The sequence below is a fragment of the Microbulbifer sp. MKSA007 genome (assembly GCA_032615215.1).
Lineage (GTDB): Bacteria > Pseudomonadota > Gammaproteobacteria > Pseudomonadales > Cellvibrionaceae > Microbulbifer.
Window position 1 is genome coordinate 3,767,545 of sequence record CP128433.1, and the last position, 19,748, is coordinate 3,787,292.

Genomic DNA, 19,748 nt, shown 5'->3' on the forward strand with positions numbered 1-19,748 from the left:
TATTTCGATACAACTTTATCAAAGTTAATAAAAATACCCGGCATTGCAAGTAAAAAAGCGAAAAATGAGAAACTTTTTATAAAAAAAGTATATTTTTCTTATCAATTTTCACTTTTGGGTCCCGTTTTAGCACTTTGGTAGAAATTATTTTGTCCCATTGAGCTTAGTTTGCACAATTCCCGCAAGCGCCTCTATATGATCCTCACGCAAATTTAATGCGGGAATATATCGGTAGTCACTGCCCCCAGCATCAATAAAATTAGCGCGATTCTCTACCGAAATTTCTTCCAATGTTTCCAGGCAATCCGCAGAAAAAGCCGGGCAAATTACATCGACACTACTAACTCCTGTTTTACCCCATTCAATAAGGGTCTTATCGGTGTATGGCTGCAACCACTCTGCCTTACCAAAGCGCGATTGAAATGTGACTTGCCACTTATCCTCACTGATTTCTAGTTCATCCGCTAATAACCGTGCGGTTTCCATGCAATGGCGATAATAGGGGTCCCCCTTATCAACATTGGCTTTTGGGATACCGTGAAATGAAAGTAACAATTTTTCCGCTGGCCCTGCTTTTTCCCAGTGTTCTTTTACTGAATTGGCCAGGGATTTTATGTAGAGGGGATTTTGGTAATAATCTCGAATCAGAGAAATATCCGGAATATCGCGACTATTGCGAAAAATTTGCGCCACCTGATCATAAATTGCTGCAGTTGTGGTAGCCGAATATTGGGGATATAGGGGAAGCACTATAAAAGACTCAAAACCTTTCTTGCGCAGAGTTTCTATGGTGTTGTCGAGGCGGGGCTCACCATAAGTCATGGCATATTCAACAGCGACATCGCAACCTTTTACTTTTAAACGCTGCTGCAACAGCTCTGCTTGCTTCTGCGTATAGTAGAGAAGCGGCGATCCTTCCACTTTTGTTTCATCTGCACTGCTATTCCATATTTCCGCATAGGCAGGGGCAATACGTTGTGGACGAAAAGGCAGTACCAAGCAGTTCAATATGGTCAGCCAGATTGGCCGCGGTATCTCGACAACCCTCGGATCTGAAAGGAATTCCCGCAAAAAACTTCTTACTGCTGTAGGTGTAGGCTCAGCTGGAGTACCTAAATTCATCAAAATTATTGCCGTAGACATAAACCGCCCCGTTAGAAATCTTATCCTTTCAAGAAATCCTGCCAGTTATCGGGCAGGGAAGAGCGCATACTGCCAGGCCAATACCGCCGTGATCAACTCGCTCTATATCACTTCTGGAGATACAAAAAAGCCCCCAAGTGGGGGCTTTTAAAAAATGTTAGCGATGATCTCAGCTGAGAGCTTCCAACACTTTCTCGCGAATCTCATCCATACCGCCAACACCCATTACCTTGCTGTACTTGGGAGCCGCTTCAGGAGAGCGTGCTTCCAGCTCGCGATAGAAGCCTACCAGCGGTGCCGTCTGCTCGTGATAAACCGCCAAACGGTTGCGAACAGTTTCTTCAGTATCATCTGTACGCTGGATCAGTGCCTCGCCAGTCACATCATCGACACCCTCAGCCTTGGGCGGGTTGTATACGATGTGATAGACGCGACCAGAGTTTTCATGAACCCGGCGGCCCGAGAGACGCTTTACGATTTCTTCATCGTCAACAGCTATCTCCAGAACATGATCGATATGTACATCGGCTTCCAGAAGGGCTTCAGCCTGAGGAATGGTGCGAGGGAAACCATCGAACAGGAACCCTTTAGCGCAGTCTTCCTGGGCAATGCGCTCTTTAACTAACGCAATGATCAGGTCGTCAGAAACCAATTTTCCCGCGTCCATAACATCCTTGGCCTGTAGGCCAAGAGGGGTACCCGCCTTCACCGCAGCGCGAAGCATATCGCCGGTGGAGATCTGCGGAATGCCGAACTTCTCTGTTATGAATTGAGCCTGAGTGCCCTTGCCGGCTCCCGGCGCGCCCAAGAGAATAATTCGCATGTTCAGTAAGCCTCCAATACTATCGACGAACCAAAAGCCGCCGCGCTAAAAGAGCGCTACCTTACACTCACACCTCAGATTGGGCAAGATTGCTACCGATACCCCCACAATCCATACAAACCACAGAGTACTAAAAGGGGCTTAAAGCTCCGCTCTATGTAAGCCTGTTAAGATCCCTAGCTATCAGCACCGGGCTCCCGCTGAACTTTGGCCTTGTCCCAAAGTCTGTCCAGTTCCTCCAGCGTTGCCTCTGATACTTGCCGACCTTCACTGTGTAAACTGGACTCAACATAACCAAAACGCCGCTCAAATTTCCTGCTACACCCCCGCAAAGCTGCCTCAGGATCAACCTTCAGGTGGCGGGATGCATTCACACAAGAGAAAAGCAGATCCCCCAGCTCCTCCTTTGCATGCTCCGTATCCCCATTTGTCACGGCCTCCCGCAACTCTGCAACCTCTTCCCCAATCTTATCGAGGACACCATCAATATTGGGCCAGTCAAAACCGACACGGGAGGCGCGCTTCTGTAATTTGGCTGCACGCGTCAAAGCCGGAAGACCCACAGCTACTCCTGCCAGGGTTCCTGCATCCCCTTTGGCAGTGCGTTCGGCCTCTTTAATCGCCTCCCAATTCCTCTTTACTTCAGCTTCATCAAGAGCTTCGGCAGAGCGGTCGCCGTAGAGGGTTCCACTTGGAAAGACATGGGGATGCCTGCGCACTAGTTTGCGTACCAAAGTGTCAACAATCTGGGGGAAATCAAAGTGGTCTTTCTCACGCCCTAACTGGGCATAAAAAATGACTTGGAAGAGCAGATCTCCGAGCTCTTCGTGCAGGTGCTCAAAGTCTTCCTGCTCAATAGCCTCTGCTACCTCATAGGCCTCTTCAATCGTAGAGGGGACAATACTGGCAAAGTCCTGTTTCAGGTCCCAAGGGCAACCGCCCTCAGGGCTGCGAAGCTGAGCCATCAAGTGGAGGAGGTCCTCCACAGAATAATTATTTTCCACGTTATTCCTTACTCAGCGTTCAGCGCAGAATTCGTCGCTTTGCCGCTGCCACATTGGGCAGTTGATTGATCCGATGTAAAACCTGGCTCAACTCTTCAAAGTTGTGGATCTCAGCAGTCACGATCATTTCTACCGTATGCTTGTTCTTATTAGAGCGGGTTTGCATAGCGGTAATATTAATTTTCTGACTGTCCAGCATCACTGTGACATCCCGCAACAGGCCCTGGCGATCGTAGGCTTCGATCATAATTTCAACGGCGTAAAGTTCGCGGGGTTTTTCCGCCCAACTTACCTGGAGTACCCTTTCAGACTCCTCAACCTGCATACGCAACATATTTGCGCAGTCTTTACGATGTATTGAAACCCCGCGCCCAAGGGTGATATATCCCATAATTTCATCGCCTGGAACGGGGTTACAACAGCCGGCAATGTGGGTGAGCAAATTACCCACTCCGTCGATATAAACATCTGCCTTGCCTTCTCCCCGGGCAACTGGAGCCGTCAGCGATGGTACCCGAGGCACATTGTCGACCTTCACCATTCGCTGGGCTGCGTTGAGAACCTGACCCACGCCTATATCACCGGCACCCACTGCCGCATAGAGGTCCTCTAGGGAATGCATGTTGAGCTTGGCTGCCAACTTATCGAAATCGAAATCACTCAGCGCCAGCTGCTTAAATTCCCGGTCGAGAATACTGCGGCCATCGGCGATATTCTGATCCCGAGCCTGCTGCTTAAACCAGTGAATAATCTTGGCTCGGGCACGGGAGGTAGTGATATAGGCCATGCCCGAAGAGAGCCAATCGCGACTCGGCGCTTCGAGTTTTCCTGTGAGGATTTCAACCTGATTGGCTGTCTCCAACCGGTGGTTGAGCGGCACGATTCGGCCATCTACTTTAGCCCCGCGACAACGGTGACCAATTTCTGTATGGATCTTGTAGGCAAAATCTAATGGTGTTGCACCCCGAGGCAGGTCTACAACATGACCGCCGGGGGTAAATACATAAATACGTGAATCTGCCTCACTGGAGCGCAAATCATCTTGTAGTGGGTTACCTCCCACCTCTTCATGCCAATCGAGCACCTGACGCAACCAGGATATTTTTTGCTCGTAGCTATCTTTACTCTCGCTCTTAAGATCAGTGCCCTTGTAACGCCAGTGAGCACAAACACCGTATTCCGCCTCTTCATGCATAGCAAAAGTTCGTATCTGAACCTCGAGCACCTTTCGTTCAGGGCCAATTACAGCCGTGTGCAGAGAGCGATAACCGTTTTCTTTGGGGGAGGCGATATAATCATCGAATTCATTCGGTATGTTGCGCCAGAGGTTGTGCACTATACCCAAAACCGCATAGCAATCCCTTACAGTTGGGACAAGAATACGTACTGCGCGAATATCATAAACCTGGGAGAAGCCGATATTTTTCCGGCGCATTTTCCGCCAGATACTATAGATATGCTTTGCTCGCCCGTAGACATCACCTTCGATATGCGCGCGCTCGAGTTCAGAGCGCAATAGCTCCAATACTTCGTCGATATACTGCTGCCGAGCCAGTCTTTTCTCATCTAACAAGCGAGCAATCTGCTTGTAATCTTCCGGCTCAAGATAGCGAAATGATAGGTCTTCCAATTCCCATTTGATATGACCAATTCCCAGGCGGTGGGCAAGGGGTGCATAAACATCGGCCACTTCACGAGCAACTCTCTGGCGTTTAGCCGGCTCTGAGTTTTTTGCAGCACGAATAGCACAGGTACGCTCAGCGAGTTTGATCAAAGCGACTCGCACGTCGTCGACCAATGCCACCAGCATACGCCGGATATTCTCTGAATGTTCCTCTACCGCACCACTCGGGCTTTCTTCTCCGGTATCTGCGCTGCGACTGCGAATCGCAGCCATACGCAAAACACCACGAATCAGCTTGGCAACTCGCTCACCAAATTCTTTTTCCACAGCTTGTAGTGGCAGGCGTTTTTCACGTACGGCACGGTACAGCACCGCCGCGACAAGTGCTTCTGAGTCAATTTGTAAGTCGGCGAGAATCTCAGCCATCTCAAGGCCTGTAGCAAAACTGCTAGCGCCCTCAGCCCAGATATTTTCCGCCTCAATTGCGCGCTGTTCTGCTTCGGCACTCACCTCAGCTGCGCGCCGCAAAGTTACTATCGCAGAACCATCCAGGCCCGCGAGTTTCTGTACATGGCGCAACCAGGATTCAAGGTCGAGTTCACCTTCTCCACCAAAGGAATGATGCTTTCTTACTTGAACCATGTTTTAACAAGAGTCATTTGTGTTATTGGCATAATTTTGTCGTTACCTGGCTTAGCAGCACATTTACTCAGTGCTCATGCTGGATTAAGCGCTTCTCTATCATAGGTTTGAACTCACCAAAGTCCATGATTTTCTGTATACATTTCAATAAGCTGCGCGAAATTCAGCAGTTTTTCGTACCAATTTGAGTGGGAGGGTATAAGTCTTGTGCAGCTTGTTGACCTTTTAACCAACAGTAAACCTGCAAAACCAATGCCTATAGAAAACCAAAATTGTGATATTGGGGAAATCGATAGAAGTGGACAGGTTACATCTATTACTTAAAAGTGAATTTCTCCACCTCTACGTGAACATAAAACAAGACTTTACCGAACTTTACAAACTATCAGTTTTTTGTATTTACCAGCTTAGTTATTGCTTTTTTTAACTGGCAATGCACATATAGCAAGAGGATTAGCGGCCCCCCCCAAAAAAAGGGGCAAAAGAGATGATTGTAAATTGATTGGGAAATCACTTTACAAAGCTGCAAATCTCACAACGTTTTTGCTAGTAGATATCAGGAACAATACTGGAATTAAGGTACTTTATTTCCAGCATTGTTCAATAAAATAAGATAAATTAGAGAATAAAAGTAAGAACTATTTTGGGGCGGCAAAAAGCCCTGAAGATAAATAACGATCTCCACGATCACAGACAATTGCAACAATCGTCGCTTTTTCTAGCTGCGCAGACAGCCTTAAAGCACCGGCTACCGCTCCTCCAGAGGAAACGCCACAAAAGATACCCTCTTCTTTCGCCAGCCTGCGAGTCATATCCTCAGCTTCTCGCTGGTCCATATCCATGACCATATCCACTTGCTCAGGAACAAAAATCTTAGGTAAGTATGCCTCCGGCCAACGGCGAATCCCCGGAATACTGGAGCCTTCAGTTGGCTGCAATCCAACGATTTGAATATCGGGATTTTGCTCCTTCAAGTAACGCCCGCATCCCATAATGGTACCGGTTGTACCCATTGAGGAGACAAAGTGAGTCACCGCTCCAGAGGTCTGCTGCCAAATCTCCAGACCGGTTCCCTCATAGTGGGCCAGTGGATTATCGCTATTGGCAAACTGGTTCAGTACCAATCCTTTCTTATCCTCTTGCATTTGCAAAGCTAAGTCCCGCGCACCCTCCATACCTTCTTCAGCGCTAACCAATATCAACTCAGCGCCATAAGCTGTCATTGAAGCCTTGCGCTCCTCGGTAGCACTGTCTGGCATAATCAATATCATTTGATAGCCCTTAATCGCTGCAGCCATTGCCAGGGCAATTCCCGTATTACCGCTGGTGGCTTCAATCAGGGTATCTCCTGGAGAAATATATCCTGCAGCTTCCGCATGGTTGATCATTGAAAGTGCCGGGCGGTCTTTTACCGAACCCGCAGGGTTATTGCCTTCCAGCTTGAGCAAAACAGTATTACTGGTATCACCTGGCAGGCGCTGTAGTTTAACCAGCGGGGTATTGCCTACGCAGTCAGCAATTGTTGGATAATCCATAATGCAATAAATTCCAGAAATATCTCGCGGGATCCAAGTGTACAGCAAGCGGTACTACGCACTAAATACCGTCTACTTTGGTCTACTCCCTACCCAGGTTATTAAGGGAGTTATACCTGAAGCGGTATTATTCAGATGGCTATGCCGCGCTATCTAATCTTGGCAAGGTGAATCTTTGAGCCTCTAAAACGCGCATATTGTGACAAAAAAGAAGCGTTTTCTGATAAGTGAATGAGTGCGCTCAGATGTACATAACGGTAAAATGAGGGAAAAATAATCGTACAAGGCCCCTCTTAACATGGCCCCAGGCAACCCTATTCTCTCAATCGAGGAACCAGAGCAACCTCGATCCTTACGAACCCTGGTATTTCGCCTTACTGTAGCACCCGCACTAATTCTGTCCTTGCTCCTCGCTCTCGTTTTCACCCTGCAGCAAATGCACGATCGTCGCCAATTGCTATTAAGCCACGGTCGAGCCAGCGCCGAACAACTAGCTGAACTAATTGAGATGAGCGGGGGCCATCCAGCTGAACTTAGAATGGAATGGCTGCGTAAAAGTTTGCTGGCGCTTATGCTAGAAAAAGATATGGTCAGATCTGTTCATGTCTACTCCACCGAACCCAGCCCCAAGCTAGCCCTCAACCCCAGCACCGGACTCAGCTTGCTGGCCAGTGTCGGGCCGCGTCCACGCACCCCCATTAGCAGAGACACCCTTAACAAGCGCGAACCCTTTATTTTTGAAGATGATGAGACCCTTCAGGTTTTACAGCCATTGAAAGGCGATATCACCACCTGCTGGATAAGTATTGAGCTACATCGCCCCTATTTCCTGGTGGGAACTTACCAAGTTTTACTCGTAGGCTTGGTGGGGTTGATTCTCTGTACCCTAGCCGCGCTGGCCTGGTCGGTCATCATGTCTGAGCGCTTTGCTCACAGCCTGATTAGAATGGGACATACTCTGGAGGCGATTGGCAGAGGTGAGTTTGATCGACGCACCCATGAAACGGAGAATCGAGAACTCGCTCAACTGGGAAACCAAATTAACGAGATGGCTGAAAACCTGTCCAGTTACCAACAGGAATACAAAGCCAACTTGCTCCAGTCTATGGATGACCTGCGCCAATCCCTGGACAGTATGGAAGAACAAAATATTGAGCTGGACTTAGCACGTAAAAGGGCGCAGGAAGCAAGCAGGATTAAATCGACGTTCCTAGCCAATACCAGTCACGAGATTCGCACACCTTTAAATGGAATTATCGGTTTTACCAACCTGTTGTTAAAAACTGGAATTGATGAGCTACAGCAGGATTACCTGCAAACCATTTTACGTTCATCGGAAAACCTGTTGACTACCATCAACGACATCCTGGACTTTTCCCGCATTGAGTCCGGCAACCTGGTCCTTGACCATATCCCTATGGACCTTGGCTTACTACTTGAAGAGACCCTGCAAATACTGGCCCCAAACGCCTATGAGCACCATCTGGAACTGGTGCCCTTGATCGATTCTCAACTCCCTCCCACTTTAATCGGAGACCCGTTGCGAATAAAGCAAATACTTACAAACTTGGTGGGTAACGCGGTGCGCAGCTCGGCAAATGGCAATATCCCCGTGCGCTTGTCAGTACATAGCATTAATAACTCAGAACTTGTACTCCGTATTTCGGTTACCGGCCTGGGTAACCGTCTAGACGAGGCTGGTCGCCGTGAAATTGAGAACATCCTCACCAGCAAGTCCCCACAGCTCACCCAACAAATCAGCGCAAATGGTTTAGGGATGTCTATAGCCCGCAGCCTAGTTGAGAGGATGAGCGGCTGCACAGGTATTGAAGAAACAGCCAATGACGGCAGCACCTGTTGGGTGCAAATTTCCCTCCAGGCTGAACGCAATCGAGGCATGTATCCGCGTATTCAATATCCTGGCTGCCGAATTTTACTTGCAGACCCCAACCCAGTTACACGGACCCAGGTAGCTCAGCTACTCAGCCAATGGCAAGTGGAGCCCATAGAACTCGGCGATACCGATACTCTGCAACCGGCAATCGAGCAAATGTGGCGGCACGATGCCTTACCGGATGCGGTTATTATCGATACAGCTACTGCCAAAGGTGATTTTGATAATTTCAGTAGCAAAGTGCAGTCGCTGGTTGATACCTATCAGTGCCGCGTGATCGTACTGGGCCCACCCGCTGAATTGCGTCGCTGCTACGACCAACTGCGCACCCGCACTCTCACTTTCCTTAGCAAACCCGTCACCCGAGACAATTTGCTGCGGTCCCTGAAACGAGCAGTACCACAGCAGGGGCAACAGCGGGTTAGTGGCGGGGTACAGGCGCTACCGTGGCCCGCACCACCGCGTGTGCTGGCAGTGGATGACCACGCGGCAAACCGCCGACTGGTCGGCGAACTTCTGCGAGCACAATATGTAGAAGTCGTTATTGCAGCAAGCGGCGAAGAAGCTCTACAGCTTTGGCAGCAGGGAGCTTTCGACCTGGTATTTATGGATATTCAAATGCCCGAGATGGATGGTATCGAAGCTACACGCCTGATTCGTGAGCAGGAGACCGGCCGCCGTACTCCAATCATTGCCCTCACCGCCCACGCCGGCGCCGAAGAGAAAGCACGCCTGCTGTCTGCGGGACTGGACGACTACTTAAGCAAGCCTGTTAGCGAGGCCCAGCTCTCCCATATGATCAAGCGCTGGCTTAAGATCATCACTCCCCAGGCCGCAGAAAAAGTGAAGATTGAGGAGATGCGCCTGGTAGACATTGGCGAATGCCTGACCCTCGCCAACGGCGATGCCAAGCTGGCCAGGGACATGCTGCGCATGTTGATTGACGGTCTCAGTTCAGATGAGAGAGAACTGGAAAGGTTGTACAACCTTGGGGATTACAAGGGCATGTTCGAACTCACTCATCGCATGCACGGTGGCTGCTGCTATTGCGGAGTTTCACGCTTGAGAGAATCAACTTGCGTGTTACAAGAGGCATTGCGCACTATCCAAGGCTCCGATGCCCAAGCCTTTGACCAGCGCAAACTCAATGCTGTTCTCAGGGAGATCCGGGCGCTGCGCGAGTGGGCCTCTGAACAGGACTTGGATGCGCTCTTTGGCCTGGAGGTAGTTGCCTAGCAGGATTCAAATACGACGAATGCCAGGGCCGAGTCTTTTTCATCAGACAGGCTGAGGTGGATTCTGTCCACACCAAGTTTTTCGGCCCTCTCCTCAGCTGCGCCCGCCAGCACCACCTGCGGTGCAGCGCCCTTGCGGCGACGGACATCGATGTCTTGCCAGGAAATCCCCTCACCAATCCCAGTGCCCAAGGCCTTGGCTACAGCCTCCTTCGCCGCAAATCGCTTGCACAGATATGCAGCGCGGATGGGCTTAGCCATAGCATAAAAGTCCTTCCTCTCCGCACTGTTAAGAACACGCTCAACAAAGCGATCACCAAAGCGCTGCCACGCCACCTCGATACGGTCGTAGTTACAAATATCGGTGCCAATACTAACAATCATTTTTTTCCGTAAACCTGCCGAAAAAGCTCTCTGCTCTGCAAAGGCTTATCCCCCAATACTTTCCTCAACAATAAACGTGTAAGACGCTTTGCAGGTGCTAAAGCCTCACCTGACCAGCCACCCCCATTCATAGCGCTGTCCACCCCCAATAGTTCGGCACCTGAAAAAAAACACTCTCCCAGACTCTCATCTTTGGAGCGGTGAACAGGAATTAAACCCCACTCATCATCCAGGCGATAAACCCCATCTTCACTTACAGGGTCTCCTCGCGGGCCGCTAATATTGAGGGACGGGCAGGTACCGAGCTCCAGGAGCAGTTGTAACTCAAAGCGACGAAGCGGACCTTCCAGTTCAGCGTTGGAGAGTCCCTCCAGCTGAGACAGAGATTCCAGCAGGCTCTGATAAGCTGCAAACAGCGTGTAATGCGCCTCGCCCTCGGGAAGGAGCCTTACCATCAATTCATTGGCATAAAGGCCCGCATAAACCGCTCGGCTCTTGAGCCATAGTGGTACACCAACATTTTCGACTGGACCGAGCGTTTTAAGTGAACCCGCTCCCATCAATGTGACAAGCAACGGGGTGAAGGGCTGCAACGCTTGTTGGCGGCGTTGCTTGTCACGGCGGGCCCCACGGGCGACACAGCCCAGTCGACCGTAATCGGGAGTGAAAAGCTCCAGGATCAAGCTGGAGTCTTTGTAGGGCCGCGAATGGAGGATATACGCGGGTTGAGGCGGTTGAGGCGTTTTCATAGGTTCAGGGGAAATTACCCTGATGATTACTCGTCTCTATAACCGAGACTGCGCAGAGCCCGCTCATCATCAGACCAGCCAGATTTCACCTTCACCCACAAATTGAGCATTATCTTGCTATCAAACAAGCGCTCCATATCTTCTCTAGCCTGGCTGCCAATCTGCTTGATTCGCTCGCCCTTATTTCCAATGATGATACGTTTTTGGCCTGCCCGCTCAACCAAAATAGCAGCGCTGATATGCAAGACCTTACCCTCTTGGGCAAACTCCTCTACCTCCACAGTAACTTGGTAGGGAACCTCGGCACCCAATTGACGCATAATCTTTTCGCGAACAATTTCTGCTGCGAGAAAGCGCGAGCTGCGGTCAGTCACTTGATCTTCGGGGAAGAAATGCTGCCCCTCAGGCAAGTGCTTCAGAATAACCTCTTCCAGAGTATCCAGATTTACGTTGCGCAAGGCTGATATGGGAACAATTTCAGCTTTTGGATGCTCCTCAGCCAGGGCTTGTAGCTGGGGCAGTAGATCAGCTTTATCCTCAAGCTGATCCACCTTGTTCACGGCGATAATTAATGGGCATTTAATACCGCGCAGCTTATCTGCCACCAACTGGTCTGCCTCACTCCAACGAGTGCGCTCTACAACAAACACCACTACATCCACGTCCCGCGCAGCACTGGCGGCAGCTCGGTTCATATAGCGGTTAATCGCTTTTTCTTGATCGGAGTGCAAACCCGGAGTATCGACAAAAATAATCTGGTTTGGACCTTCGGTTTTAATACCGAGCATATTGTGGCGGGTGGTCTGCGGCTTGCGCGAAGTAATCGCGAGTTTCTGCCCCAGCAGGTGGTTCAACAGTGTGGATTTTCCCACATTGGGGCGGCCGACAATCGCGACATAGCCACAGCGAGAAGGTTGTTCGCTCAAGAAATTTCTCCGAAAGAGTTGGAGGTCTCCGGGAATCCCCGGAGCCAGAAGCGCCCCCAATGATACAGGAGGCTGTCATTACGATGCGGGAAATGGATCCGGCGCGTCGTTTCTATTGTAAGGTTAGTCCTGCCCGGTGAGGAGCTTATAAGCTTCCACCGCCGCAGTCTTTTCAGCATTACGGCGACTGCTGGCTTCGCCTTTTACGGGCTGTGTAAGGCCACTGACACGGCACTCCACTACAAAATGCTGGGCGTGTTCAGCGCCAGAGACATCTACGACTTTATATTCCGGCAGAGGTTTTTTACGCGCCTGCAGCCACTCCTGCAAGCGGGTTTTGGGATCCTTCACAGTCTCTAATGATAGGCCCTGCAAGCGCAATGCAAACCACTCAAGTACCCGGGCGCGCGCAGCCTCCAAACCGGCATCCAGATAGATGGCCCCAATAAGAGCCTCTACCGCATCGGCCAGAATCGATGCCCGACGAAAGCCGCCACTCTTCATTTCACCTTCACCGAGGCGCAGGCAATCGCCAATTTCCAACTCCCGGGCAAGTTTTGCCAGGGTTTCACCGCTAACCAATTGTGCCCTCAAGCGGCTCAACTGCCCCTCGCGCCCGTTGGGGAACTGCTCGTAAAGTGCCGCGCCGATAGTGAACCCGAGTATCGAGTCGCCGAGAAACTCCAGGCGCTCATTATTACGACTCCCATGGGATCGGTGAGTAAGAGCCAACTCAAGCAGCTCGGCCTGATCAAAATCATGGCCGAGGCGCTTGCAAAGGCGTTCCAATAAAAGATCAGTCACGTTTGCGGAATTGCTCCAGATCGATCAGCGCATCACAGCAAAGCTCCGGCTTCGCAGTGTCGAGCTGTTTATTAAACTTCATCACAACATCCACGTTGTATATCAGTGGCTGGCGCAGTTCGTAGTTGATGCTCACCACAGATCCCTTTGCGCCGCGAACTACCTGCACAGATTTAGTAGGCTCTCCGCGCACATTGTTTACCAGGAAAAAACGGCTCAGCTCTTTTTTAATCTGACCCGTGGTCATATCTTCCAGGTTTGGGTTTTGACCGAGGGTTTTTAGCCCTTCGTTAACGTAACGAGCATCTACGTAGGCCGGTGCCATCTTGGACACACAGGTCAAAGCAAATCCCAACATCGCGATAATCAGCAGCCAACCCCAGTAGCTCATACCGCGCTGCTGCTGCAGTGAAAGGTTGAGTTTACTACCCATAACTATGCCCTCTATCCTTTATAAATAACCGGGCTAACGCCCGGCTGGTTTCTTTATTGGATTGAGCCTACACGCTTAAAGCTGGGCAAACTGAGCAACTTGTCCCAGTGCATCCAAATGGCGAAAGCTTTGCCGACGATATCCTTCTCTGGGACAAAGCCCCACTCCCGGCTATCGAGGCTGTTATCGCGGTTATCGCCCATCATAAAATAATGCCCTTCCGGCACTACACCACTAAAGTTACTGTACTGCCGGGGACGGACACTTTTCTGCATCTCATGGCGATAGCCATCGAGATCTTCCCACATGACTTCTGTTTGCGGATTACTCGGCGGGATAGCCCGGATCAGTTCTTGGCGAGCCATCTCACCGTTGACATAGAGCACATTGTTCTTCAGTTCTATCTTGTCACCGGGTAATCCAATCACCCGCTTGATGTAGTAGGTATCGTTATTGTGGGGCGGAAAGAACACCATGACATCGCCGCGCTTGGGCTCACCCACATCCATTACCTTGGTTCGGGACACTGGCAAGCGCACACCATAGGCATACTTGTTGACCAGAATAAAATCCCCGACTTCCAATGTTGGAATCATTGAACCTGAAGGAATCTGGAAGGGCTCGACAATAAAAGAGCGCAGAACAAATACGATCGCCAGAATCGGGAAGAAAGACTTCGCGTACTCGACAACGATCGGATCTTCTTGCTGGTCCCCGACATTCTTCTTGCGTTGACGGGCGAAAAACAGGCTGTCAACTAACCAGATTCCGCCACTAATCACAACCAACCACAGCAGAATCAGAGGTAAATTTATATCCATTACTTTTCTCTACTATCCCTTATTTTTCGTCGTGGCGTAGGGCCGAAGCCCTACTGATCCACCTTCAGTACCGCCAGGAATGCCTCCTGCGGCACTTCAACACGGCCCAACTGCTTCATTCTGCGCTTACCCGCTTTCTGCTTCTCCAGCAGTTTCTTCTTACGAGTAACATCACCACCGTAACATTTGGCCGTCACGTTTTTGCGCAGCGCCTTCACCGTGGTTCTCGAAACTACCTGACCACCAATAGCCGCCTGGATCGCCACATCAAACATCTGACGGGGAATCAGCTCTTTCATCTTTTCCGCCATTGCGCGGCCTTTCTGCTGCGCATTATCGCGGTGGACAATCAGCGCCAGAGCATCCACCCGGTCACCATTAATCAGGATATCCAGTCGCACCAACTTGGCAGCTTCAAAGCGGACAAAGCTGTAATCCAAAGAGGCAAAGCCGCGGCTTACGGATTTGAGACGGTCGAAGAAGTCCATAACCACTTCGCTCATCGGCAGTTCATAGCGCAGGGACACTTGTGAACCTACGTACTGCATGTCCTTTTGAATACCGCGTTTTTCCACACACAAAGTGATGACGTTGCCCAGATACTCCTGAGGTACAAGAATATTCACCTCGGCAATCGGCTCCCTCATCTCTTCGATGGAGCCTACATCGGGTAAGCGCGATGGATTATCTACCATCACTATCTCACCGTCTGACTGTTCAACTTCATAAACCACGGTCGGCGCTGTGGTAATCAGATCCAGGTCGTATTCCCGCTCCAGGCGCTCCTGGATAATTTCCATATGCAGCATGCCGAGGAAGCCACAACGGAATCCAAAGCCCAGGGCATCAGATGTTTCTGGCTCGTAGAACAGGGAGGCATCGTTCAGCGACAGCTTCTCCAGCGCATCCCGGAAAGCCTCATAATCATCTGAACTAACCGGGAACAAGCCTGCATAAACCTGGGGCTTAACCTTCTGGAAGCCCGGCAGCATATCAATATCATCGGCGCCCTTAGCATGGGTCAGTGTATCGCCCACAGGAGCGCCATGAATATCCTTGATCCCTGCCACCACAAAGCCCACTTCACCTGCGCGAAGTACACCGGTTTCGTGGCGCTTGGGTGTAAAGATTCCCACGCTGTCCACAACATGGGCACGACCGATAGATTTGGTGACAATCTTTTCTTTGGTTTTCAGGGTGCCCTGGACAACACGCACCAAGGAAACAACGCCCAGGTAGCTGTCAAACCATGAGTCGATAATCAGCGCCTGTAGAGGAGCATCGACATCGCCTTCCGGCGGTGGTACCGAACGCACCAGATCTTCCAGTACATCCTCAACACCGAGGCCAGACTTAGCACTGCAACGAGTCGCTTCGGCGGCATCGATACCGATAATATCTTCAATTTCTTCGGCAACCTTTTCAGGGTCTGCCTGGGGCAAGTCCATCTTGTTCAAGACAGGGATAACTTCCAACCCCTGTTCAATGGCTGTATAGCAGTTGGCAACCGACTGGGCCTCAACGCCCTGGGCGGCATCTACCACCAGTAGCGCGCCTTCACAAGCTGCCAGAGAACGGGACACCTCATAGGAGAAATCCACGTGTCCGGGGGTATCAATAAAGTTCAGCTGATAGGTCTTACCATCGCGCGCTTCATAGTCGAGCGTCACACTCTGCGCCTTGATGGTAATCCCACGCTCGCGCTCGAGCTCCATGCTGTCCAGCACCTGTTCAGCCATCTCCCGATCGGAGAGGCCACCACAGTCCTGGATAAAGCGGTCAGCCAGGGTAGATTTCCCGTGGTCGATATGGGCAATAATGGAGAAATTGCGGATATGAGAGAGATCTGTGGCCACTGCGGAATAAAAACCCTTGCAAAATCAAATGATTAGCTGGCTATAGTGCCAACTGTGTGGCGCAAGTCTAACAGAACTCATGGACAGAGGTGAGAGCTAGGTGGCCCAATGGGCCACCAATCGCTGGAAAGCGGCTAGCTTTCGATCTTAATTGTACGGAAAGTGGACTGCCCGGCGCGGAAGAAGCGAATCGGCAATAGCTCATCCTCCGGCAGATCCTTGACGACAGTTTTGTAGTCACTAATGTCGCCAACTTCTTCAAAACCAAGTTGCGCGATGATATCGCCACTGCGCAAACCTGCTTTGGCACCAGGCTTGCCTGGAATCACTTGTTTCACCAGCACCCCAGTTTCCACATTCCAGCGCTGCTTCAGGATATCGGGAATTTCCTCAACCACGACTCCCAGGCGCCCACCCACTCCAGAGCTGGGATTGGCTGCCACTTGCCTCGCTTCATCTTCAGAACCTGGTAGGGTGCCGACAGTAACACTCAGACGCTCGGGTTTACGATTGCGGATCAACTCCACCTGGGCCTGTGTACCCGGTCGAATCTGCCCTACAACGTGAGGCAGGTCGCCAAAAACCCCTATCTTCTGACCATGGAATCGCAAAATGATATCACCGGGCATAATTCCCGCTTGAGCTGCGGGCGACCCAGGGCTTACCTGATCGATCAGGGCGCCGGCAGGCTTACCAAGACCCATGGCTTCCGCCATATTGCGGTCGACATTACTGATTCCCACTCCGAGCCACCCGCGATCCACCCGCCCTTTTTCTTTTAACTGGGCAACCACATCCTGGGCAAGGCTTGCGGGAATAGCGAAGGAGAGCCCGATAGATCCGCCACTGCGGGTATAGATCTGAGAGTTGATACCCACTACTTCGCCATCCAGGTTAAAAAGCGGGCCTCCGGAATTTCCGGGGTTAATTGCAACATCTGTCTGGATAAAAGGAACGTAATTCTCGCGGCTCTCATTGGGGATACTGCGCCCCATCGCACTTACGATCCCGGCGCTTGCGGAGTAGTCCAAGCCGAAGGGAGAGCCAATAGCGACAACCCATTCTCCCACCTGTAGTTCTTCGGAATCCCCCCAGCGTACTGACGACAGGTCTTCCGCGTCGATCTTTAACAGGGCCAGGTCGGAGCGCACATCCTTGCCGATAACCTGCGCCTCGTATTCGCGACGATCAGTCAATGTAACGGTTACCTGGTCCGCACCATCGACCACGTGATTATTGGTTACGATATAACCGTCTTCAGAGATGATAAAGCCGGACCCCATACTCGCTACCGGGCGCTGCTGGCGCTGGCGCGGCTCGAAAAGGTGGCGGAAGATATCGGGAATTTCCTGTTGAAGCTGCGGCTGGCTACTGCGACTAGTGCGGTTGCGATCAACCGTGTTGATTTTGACGACTGCCGGAGAGTTATCTTCGATCAACTCCGTAAGTTCGGGCAGTCCGCGGGCACTGGCAGCCCCGGAAACCAACAGACAAAGAACCAGTAGATATTGTGTACAACGTTTAACCATAGGTTTGTTACCCCTAGTGATCCCTTCTAATATGAAACCATTGGATTTTCGAGTCCTTTCAAGGGCGAGCCTTGGCTTGTCCAGCCCCTTAGGGACTCTCAGTAACGACTTAGTGGCGATCTAGTCACCAAAGTTCTACAACAGACTGTAAAACTGTGTAAAGAGTTAACGATGTCCGAAATGCGCCCGCGCCCAGAACGCGGTCAGTTTCACCTGCCCACCGAGCTCTACGGCCAAAGTGTTTTGGGCGCCCCCCTACTCTATTTTCCCGCGCAAACCGGCACCCACCACGGCCTCATAATGGCCGGCACCCACGGAGATGAAGTCGCCGCAGTCGTCGCTCTATCCTGCGCGTTGCGAGCCCTCGCCACCAATTCATTGAGACATCACGTAATCCTCGCTGTCAATCCGGATGGCTGCCAGCTGGGCACCAGGGCCAACGCGCGCGGCGTAGATCTCAACCGCAACTTTGCCACTGCAAATTGGGATGGCAGTGGCAATGTCTACCGGTGGAACAGTGCTGCGGAAAAACGCGATGTTAGGTTAAGTACAGGTGATAGCGCCGCCTCTGAACCCGAGACCTCTGCACTTTGCCAGCTGCTTGCAAAGCTGGGACCGACCTGGACCGTTTCCATTCACGAGCCCCTTGCCTGTGTCGAGGACCCCAGCAACAGCCCTCTGGGCATGCAGCTTGCCAGTGATTTCAAGCTGCCTCTGGTTGGGGATGTGGGTTACCAGACCCCAGGATCATTCGGCACCTGGTGTGCCGAGCAAACACTGCCCTGTATTACCCTTGAATTCCCCCAATATCAGCTGATGCGGCAAGTGAAGACTATCTGCAAGCGCTAATCGATCTGCTGACTTACGACCAATAAACTCTACCCGCCTTGAAACGCAGAGGGGGCTCCACATCGCTGGCCAGCCAGGTGGGCCCATCCAGGTCCAGAAAGCTAGCTCGACTTCCCAAGGGCCAGGCTGCGCGGATAGCCCGAGAGGTACACAGCATACATCCCAGCATAATTTCCAGGCCGAGATCAGTCGCTTCATCTGCCAGTGCCAGGGCCTCGGTAATCCCGCCAGTTTTGTCCAACTTGATATTGACCATCTCATAGCGTTTAAGCAACTTCGGCAGATCCTCCCGAGTATGGCAACTCTCGTCCGCACAAATCGTCAGCGGGTGTTCAAAGCTCTCCAAAAATTCATCTTCACTCGCTGGAAGTGGCTGCTCAAGCATCGCCACCCCCAACTTGCTTAAATCATGACATCTCTGCAACAAGGTCTCTTTTCGCCATGCCTCATTGGCATCAATCACCAACCTGGCATCCGGTGCTGCTGAGCGTACTGCCGACACCCTTTCTTGCACATGTTGGTCATCAAGTTTCAACTTGAGAACATCAGCTCCCGCAGTCACAGCAATTTTCGCAGCACTTGCCATTGCCTCGGGACTATCAACAACTAATGTCTGTACGGTAGGGAGAAAATCCGGAGCCGGATATAGACGCCCCGCTTTTCTAGCCTCCCAGTCTGCCAGCGCACAATCCAATGCATTTCGCGCCGCTCCGGCAGGCATACGCAGCTGTAATTGCTCTCGGGTCAACCCATCGCTCACCTCTTTGAGCATCGGCTGCAGCTGGTGCAAAACAGAGGCAGCACTTTCTCCATAACGAGCATAAGGCGTGCACTCACCGACGCCAGAGACTTCACCATCACTAAGCTCCACCACCACAACCTGAGCCTCAGTGCGCGCGCCACGAGAGATGACAAATGCAGTACGTAGAGGCCAGCGCTCATCAAAACAGCGAGCCCTCATTGGCAGAGCCTCCAGGCAATAAAAGGAACTCTCAGTTTAGGTCAGGGAGACGAGGGCTAGCTGGCGAAGGCGGAGGCGACGGACTATTTCATTTGGGAGGGCTCAATCTGCAGAAGTACAGGGGTGTAGGTGGGGTTTTGCGACTGGGACCTACTGTACCAGCGAACTCCCAAAGCACCTAAGACCAGACCGATCAAGGCCCCGATTACAGCGCCGGGTTCAGCGAAGAGCGAATCCCCAATCAGTGCAACTAGCACCAGGGACATCAAGGGGACGAGGTAAACCAGCAAGGCACTACTGGTCAGGGCATTCTCGGTAATACCAATTACCGCCACATCATCGAGGTGGATTTTATCTACGGAAAAACCGTTGAGAGCTACTTTAACGCGGGTCGAAGAAGAAAACAGATCGCCCAGCAATCCGGTCCCACAGCTGGACTTGGTAGAACAGCCATTACAGGCGCTACTCTGGGTGGTCTCCACCCAGATAGCATCGGCCTCTATGGCCACCACCCGGCCACGCTCTTGAAGCACCTA

The 19,748-nt window shown here is 51.4% G+C and carries 17 protein-coding genes; 2 read left to right on the forward strand and 15 right to left on the reverse strand.

Translation table 11 applies throughout. The features are described from left to right. Nucleotides 1–144: 144 nt before the first annotated feature. The 5 genes from hemH to cysM form a co-directional block, all read right to left on the reverse strand. On the reverse strand, nucleotides 145–1,143 hold the full coding sequence (gene hemH, locus QT397_19555) for a ferrochelatase (GenBank protein ID WNZ55049.1): 999 nt from the start codon (nucleotides 1,141–1,143) through the stop codon (nucleotides 145–147). A 169-nt stretch (nucleotides 1,144–1,312) separates the two neighbouring features. Then, nucleotides 1,313–1,966, reverse strand: coding sequence for an adenylate kinase (adk, locus tag QT397_19560; protein ID WNZ55050.1), 654 nt, complete (start codon nucleotides 1,964–1,966; stop codon nucleotides 1,313–1,315). Between the two features lie 176 nt (nucleotides 1,967–2,142). Further along, entirely contained in the window at nucleotides 2,143–2,970 is an 828-nt protein-coding gene (mazG, locus tag QT397_19565; GenBank protein ID WNZ55051.1) for a nucleoside triphosphate pyrophosphohydrolase, read from the reverse strand. Between the two features lie 19 nt (nucleotides 2,971–2,989). Beyond that, nucleotides 2,990–5,236, reverse strand: a complete 2,247-nt coding sequence (gene relA, locus QT397_19570) for a GTP diphosphokinase (GenBank protein WNZ55052.1) — start codon at nucleotides 5,234–5,236, stop codon at nucleotides 2,990–2,992. Nucleotides 5,237–5,874: 638 nt separating this feature from the next. Further along, nucleotides 5,875–6,771: a cysteine synthase CysM gene (cysM, locus tag QT397_19575; GenBank protein ID WNZ55053.1), complete on the reverse strand. Its 897-nt coding sequence runs from the start codon at nucleotides 6,769–6,771 to the stop codon at nucleotides 5,875–5,877. A 298-nt stretch (nucleotides 6,772–7,069) separates the two neighbouring features. Between cysM and QT397_19580 the strand changes: the two genes are divergently transcribed. Further along, nucleotides 7,070–9,901, forward strand: coding sequence for a response regulator (locus tag QT397_19580; protein ID WNZ55054.1), 2,832 nt, complete (start codon nucleotides 7,070–7,072; stop codon nucleotides 9,899–9,901). Here the strand turns inward: QT397_19580 and acpS are convergent. The 8 genes from acpS to QT397_19620 all read right to left on the reverse strand — a co-directional run bounded on the left by acpS (nucleotide 9,898) and on the right by QT397_19620 (nucleotide 17,402). Continuing rightward, the gene (acpS, locus tag QT397_19585) at nucleotides 9,898–10,284 is read right to left on the reverse strand and encodes a holo-ACP synthase (GenBank protein WNZ55055.1); all 387 of its coding nucleotides are present in this window, start codon (nucleotides 10,282–10,284) and stop codon (nucleotides 9,898–9,900) included. The genes QT397_19580 and acpS overlap by 4 nt on opposite strands. Continuing rightward, nucleotides 10,281–11,033, reverse strand: coding sequence for a DNA repair protein RecO (gene recO, locus QT397_19590; GenBank protein ID WNZ55056.1), 753 nt, complete (start codon nucleotides 11,031–11,033; stop codon nucleotides 10,281–10,283). The genes acpS and recO overlap by 4 nt, the downstream gene beginning before the upstream one ends. Before the next feature lie 26 nt (nucleotides 11,034–11,059). Then, on the reverse strand, nucleotides 11,060–11,959 hold the full coding sequence (gene era / locus QT397_19595; GenBank protein WNZ55057.1) for a GTPase Era: 900 nt from the start codon (nucleotides 11,957–11,959) through the stop codon (nucleotides 11,060–11,062). Nucleotides 11,960–12,082: 123 nt separating this feature from the next. Next, nucleotides 12,083–12,763, reverse strand: coding sequence for a ribonuclease III (gene rnc, locus QT397_19600; protein ID WNZ55058.1), 681 nt, complete (start codon nucleotides 12,761–12,763; stop codon nucleotides 12,083–12,085). Continuing rightward, nucleotides 12,756–13,196, reverse strand: coding sequence for a DUF4845 domain-containing protein (locus QT397_19605; GenBank protein ID WNZ55059.1), 441 nt, complete (start codon nucleotides 13,194–13,196; stop codon nucleotides 12,756–12,758). The genes rnc and QT397_19605 overlap by 8 nt, the downstream gene beginning before the upstream one ends. A gap of 53 nt (nucleotides 13,197–13,249) precedes the next feature. Continuing rightward, entirely contained in the window at nucleotides 13,250–14,017 is a 768-nt protein-coding gene (lepB, locus tag QT397_19610) for a signal peptidase I (GenBank protein WNZ55060.1), read from the reverse strand. A gap of 50 nt (nucleotides 14,018–14,067) precedes the next feature. Beyond that, a complete protein-coding gene (gene lepA / locus QT397_19615) occupies nucleotides 14,068–15,873 on the reverse strand; it encodes a translation elongation factor 4 (GenBank protein ID WNZ55061.1) in 1,806 nt (601 codons plus the stop codon). Nucleotides 15,874–16,007: 134 nt separating this feature from the next. Then, nucleotides 16,008–17,402 (reverse strand): Do family serine endopeptidase, encoded by a 1,395-nt coding sequence (locus QT397_19620; GenBank protein WNZ55062.1) that lies wholly within the window; start codon nucleotides 17,400–17,402, stop codon nucleotides 16,008–16,010. Between the two features lie 171 nt (nucleotides 17,403–17,573). On the opposite strand from QT397_19620, the gene mpaA reads away from it, so the two are divergent. Continuing rightward, entirely contained in the window at nucleotides 17,574–18,251 is a 678-nt protein-coding gene (mpaA, locus tag QT397_19625) for a murein tripeptide amidase MpaA (protein WNZ55063.1), read from the forward strand. Between the two features lie 13 nt (nucleotides 18,252–18,264). On the opposite strand, the gene ycjG is transcribed toward mpaA, so the two are convergent. Both ycjG and QT397_19635 read right to left on the reverse strand, forming a co-directional pair. Further along, nucleotides 18,265–19,212, reverse strand: coding sequence for an L-Ala-D/L-Glu epimerase (gene ycjG / locus QT397_19630; GenBank protein WNZ55064.1), 948 nt, complete (start codon nucleotides 19,210–19,212; stop codon nucleotides 18,265–18,267). An 83-nt stretch (nucleotides 19,213–19,295) separates the two neighbouring features. Beyond that, entirely contained in the window at nucleotides 19,296–19,745 is a 450-nt protein-coding gene (locus tag QT397_19635; protein ID WNZ55065.1) for a SoxR reducing system RseC family protein, read from the reverse strand. Nucleotides 19,746–19,748 lie beyond the last annotated feature (3 nt).

Coding starts and splice junctions, on each gene's coding strand:
- hemH (WNZ55049.1), bottom strand. CDS start 1,143: ATGTCTACGGCAATAATTTTGATGAATTTAGGTACTCCAGCTGAGCCT.
- adk (WNZ55050.1), bottom strand. CDS start 1,966: ATGCGAATTATTCTCTTGGGCGCGCCGGGAGCCGGCAAGGGCACTCAG.
- relA (WNZ55052.1), bottom strand. CDS start 5,236: ATGGTTCAAGTAAGAAAGCATCATTCCTTTGGTGGAGAAGGTGAACTC.
- cysM (WNZ55053.1), bottom strand. CDS start 6,771: ATGGATTATCCAACAATTGCTGACTGCGTAGGCAATACCCCGCTGGTT.
- QT397_19580 (WNZ55054.1), top strand. CDS start 7,070: ATGGCCCCAGGCAACCCTATTCTCTCAATCGAGGAACCAGAGCAACCT.
- acpS (WNZ55055.1), bottom strand. CDS start 10,284: ATGATTGTTAGTATTGGCACCGATATTTGTAACTACGACCGTATCGAG.
- recO (WNZ55056.1), bottom strand. CDS start 11,033: ATGAAAACGCCTCAACCGCCTCAACCCGCGTATATCCTCCATTCGCGG.
- QT397_19605 (WNZ55059.1), bottom strand. CDS start 13,196: ATGGGTAGTAAACTCAACCTTTCACTGCAGCAGCAGCGCGGTATGAGC.
- lepB (WNZ55060.1), bottom strand. CDS start 14,017: ATGGATATAAATTTACCTCTGATTCTGCTGTGGTTGGTTGTGATTAGT.
- QT397_19620 (WNZ55062.1), bottom strand. CDS start 17,402: ATGGTTAAACGTTGTACACAATATCTACTGGTTCTTTGTCTGTTGGTT.
- mpaA (WNZ55063.1), top strand. CDS start 17,574: ATGTCCGAAATGCGCCCGCGCCCAGAACGCGGTCAGTTTCACCTGCCC.
- ycjG (WNZ55064.1), bottom strand. CDS start 19,212: ATGAGGGCTCGCTGTTTTGATGAGCGCTGGCCTCTACGTACTGCATTT.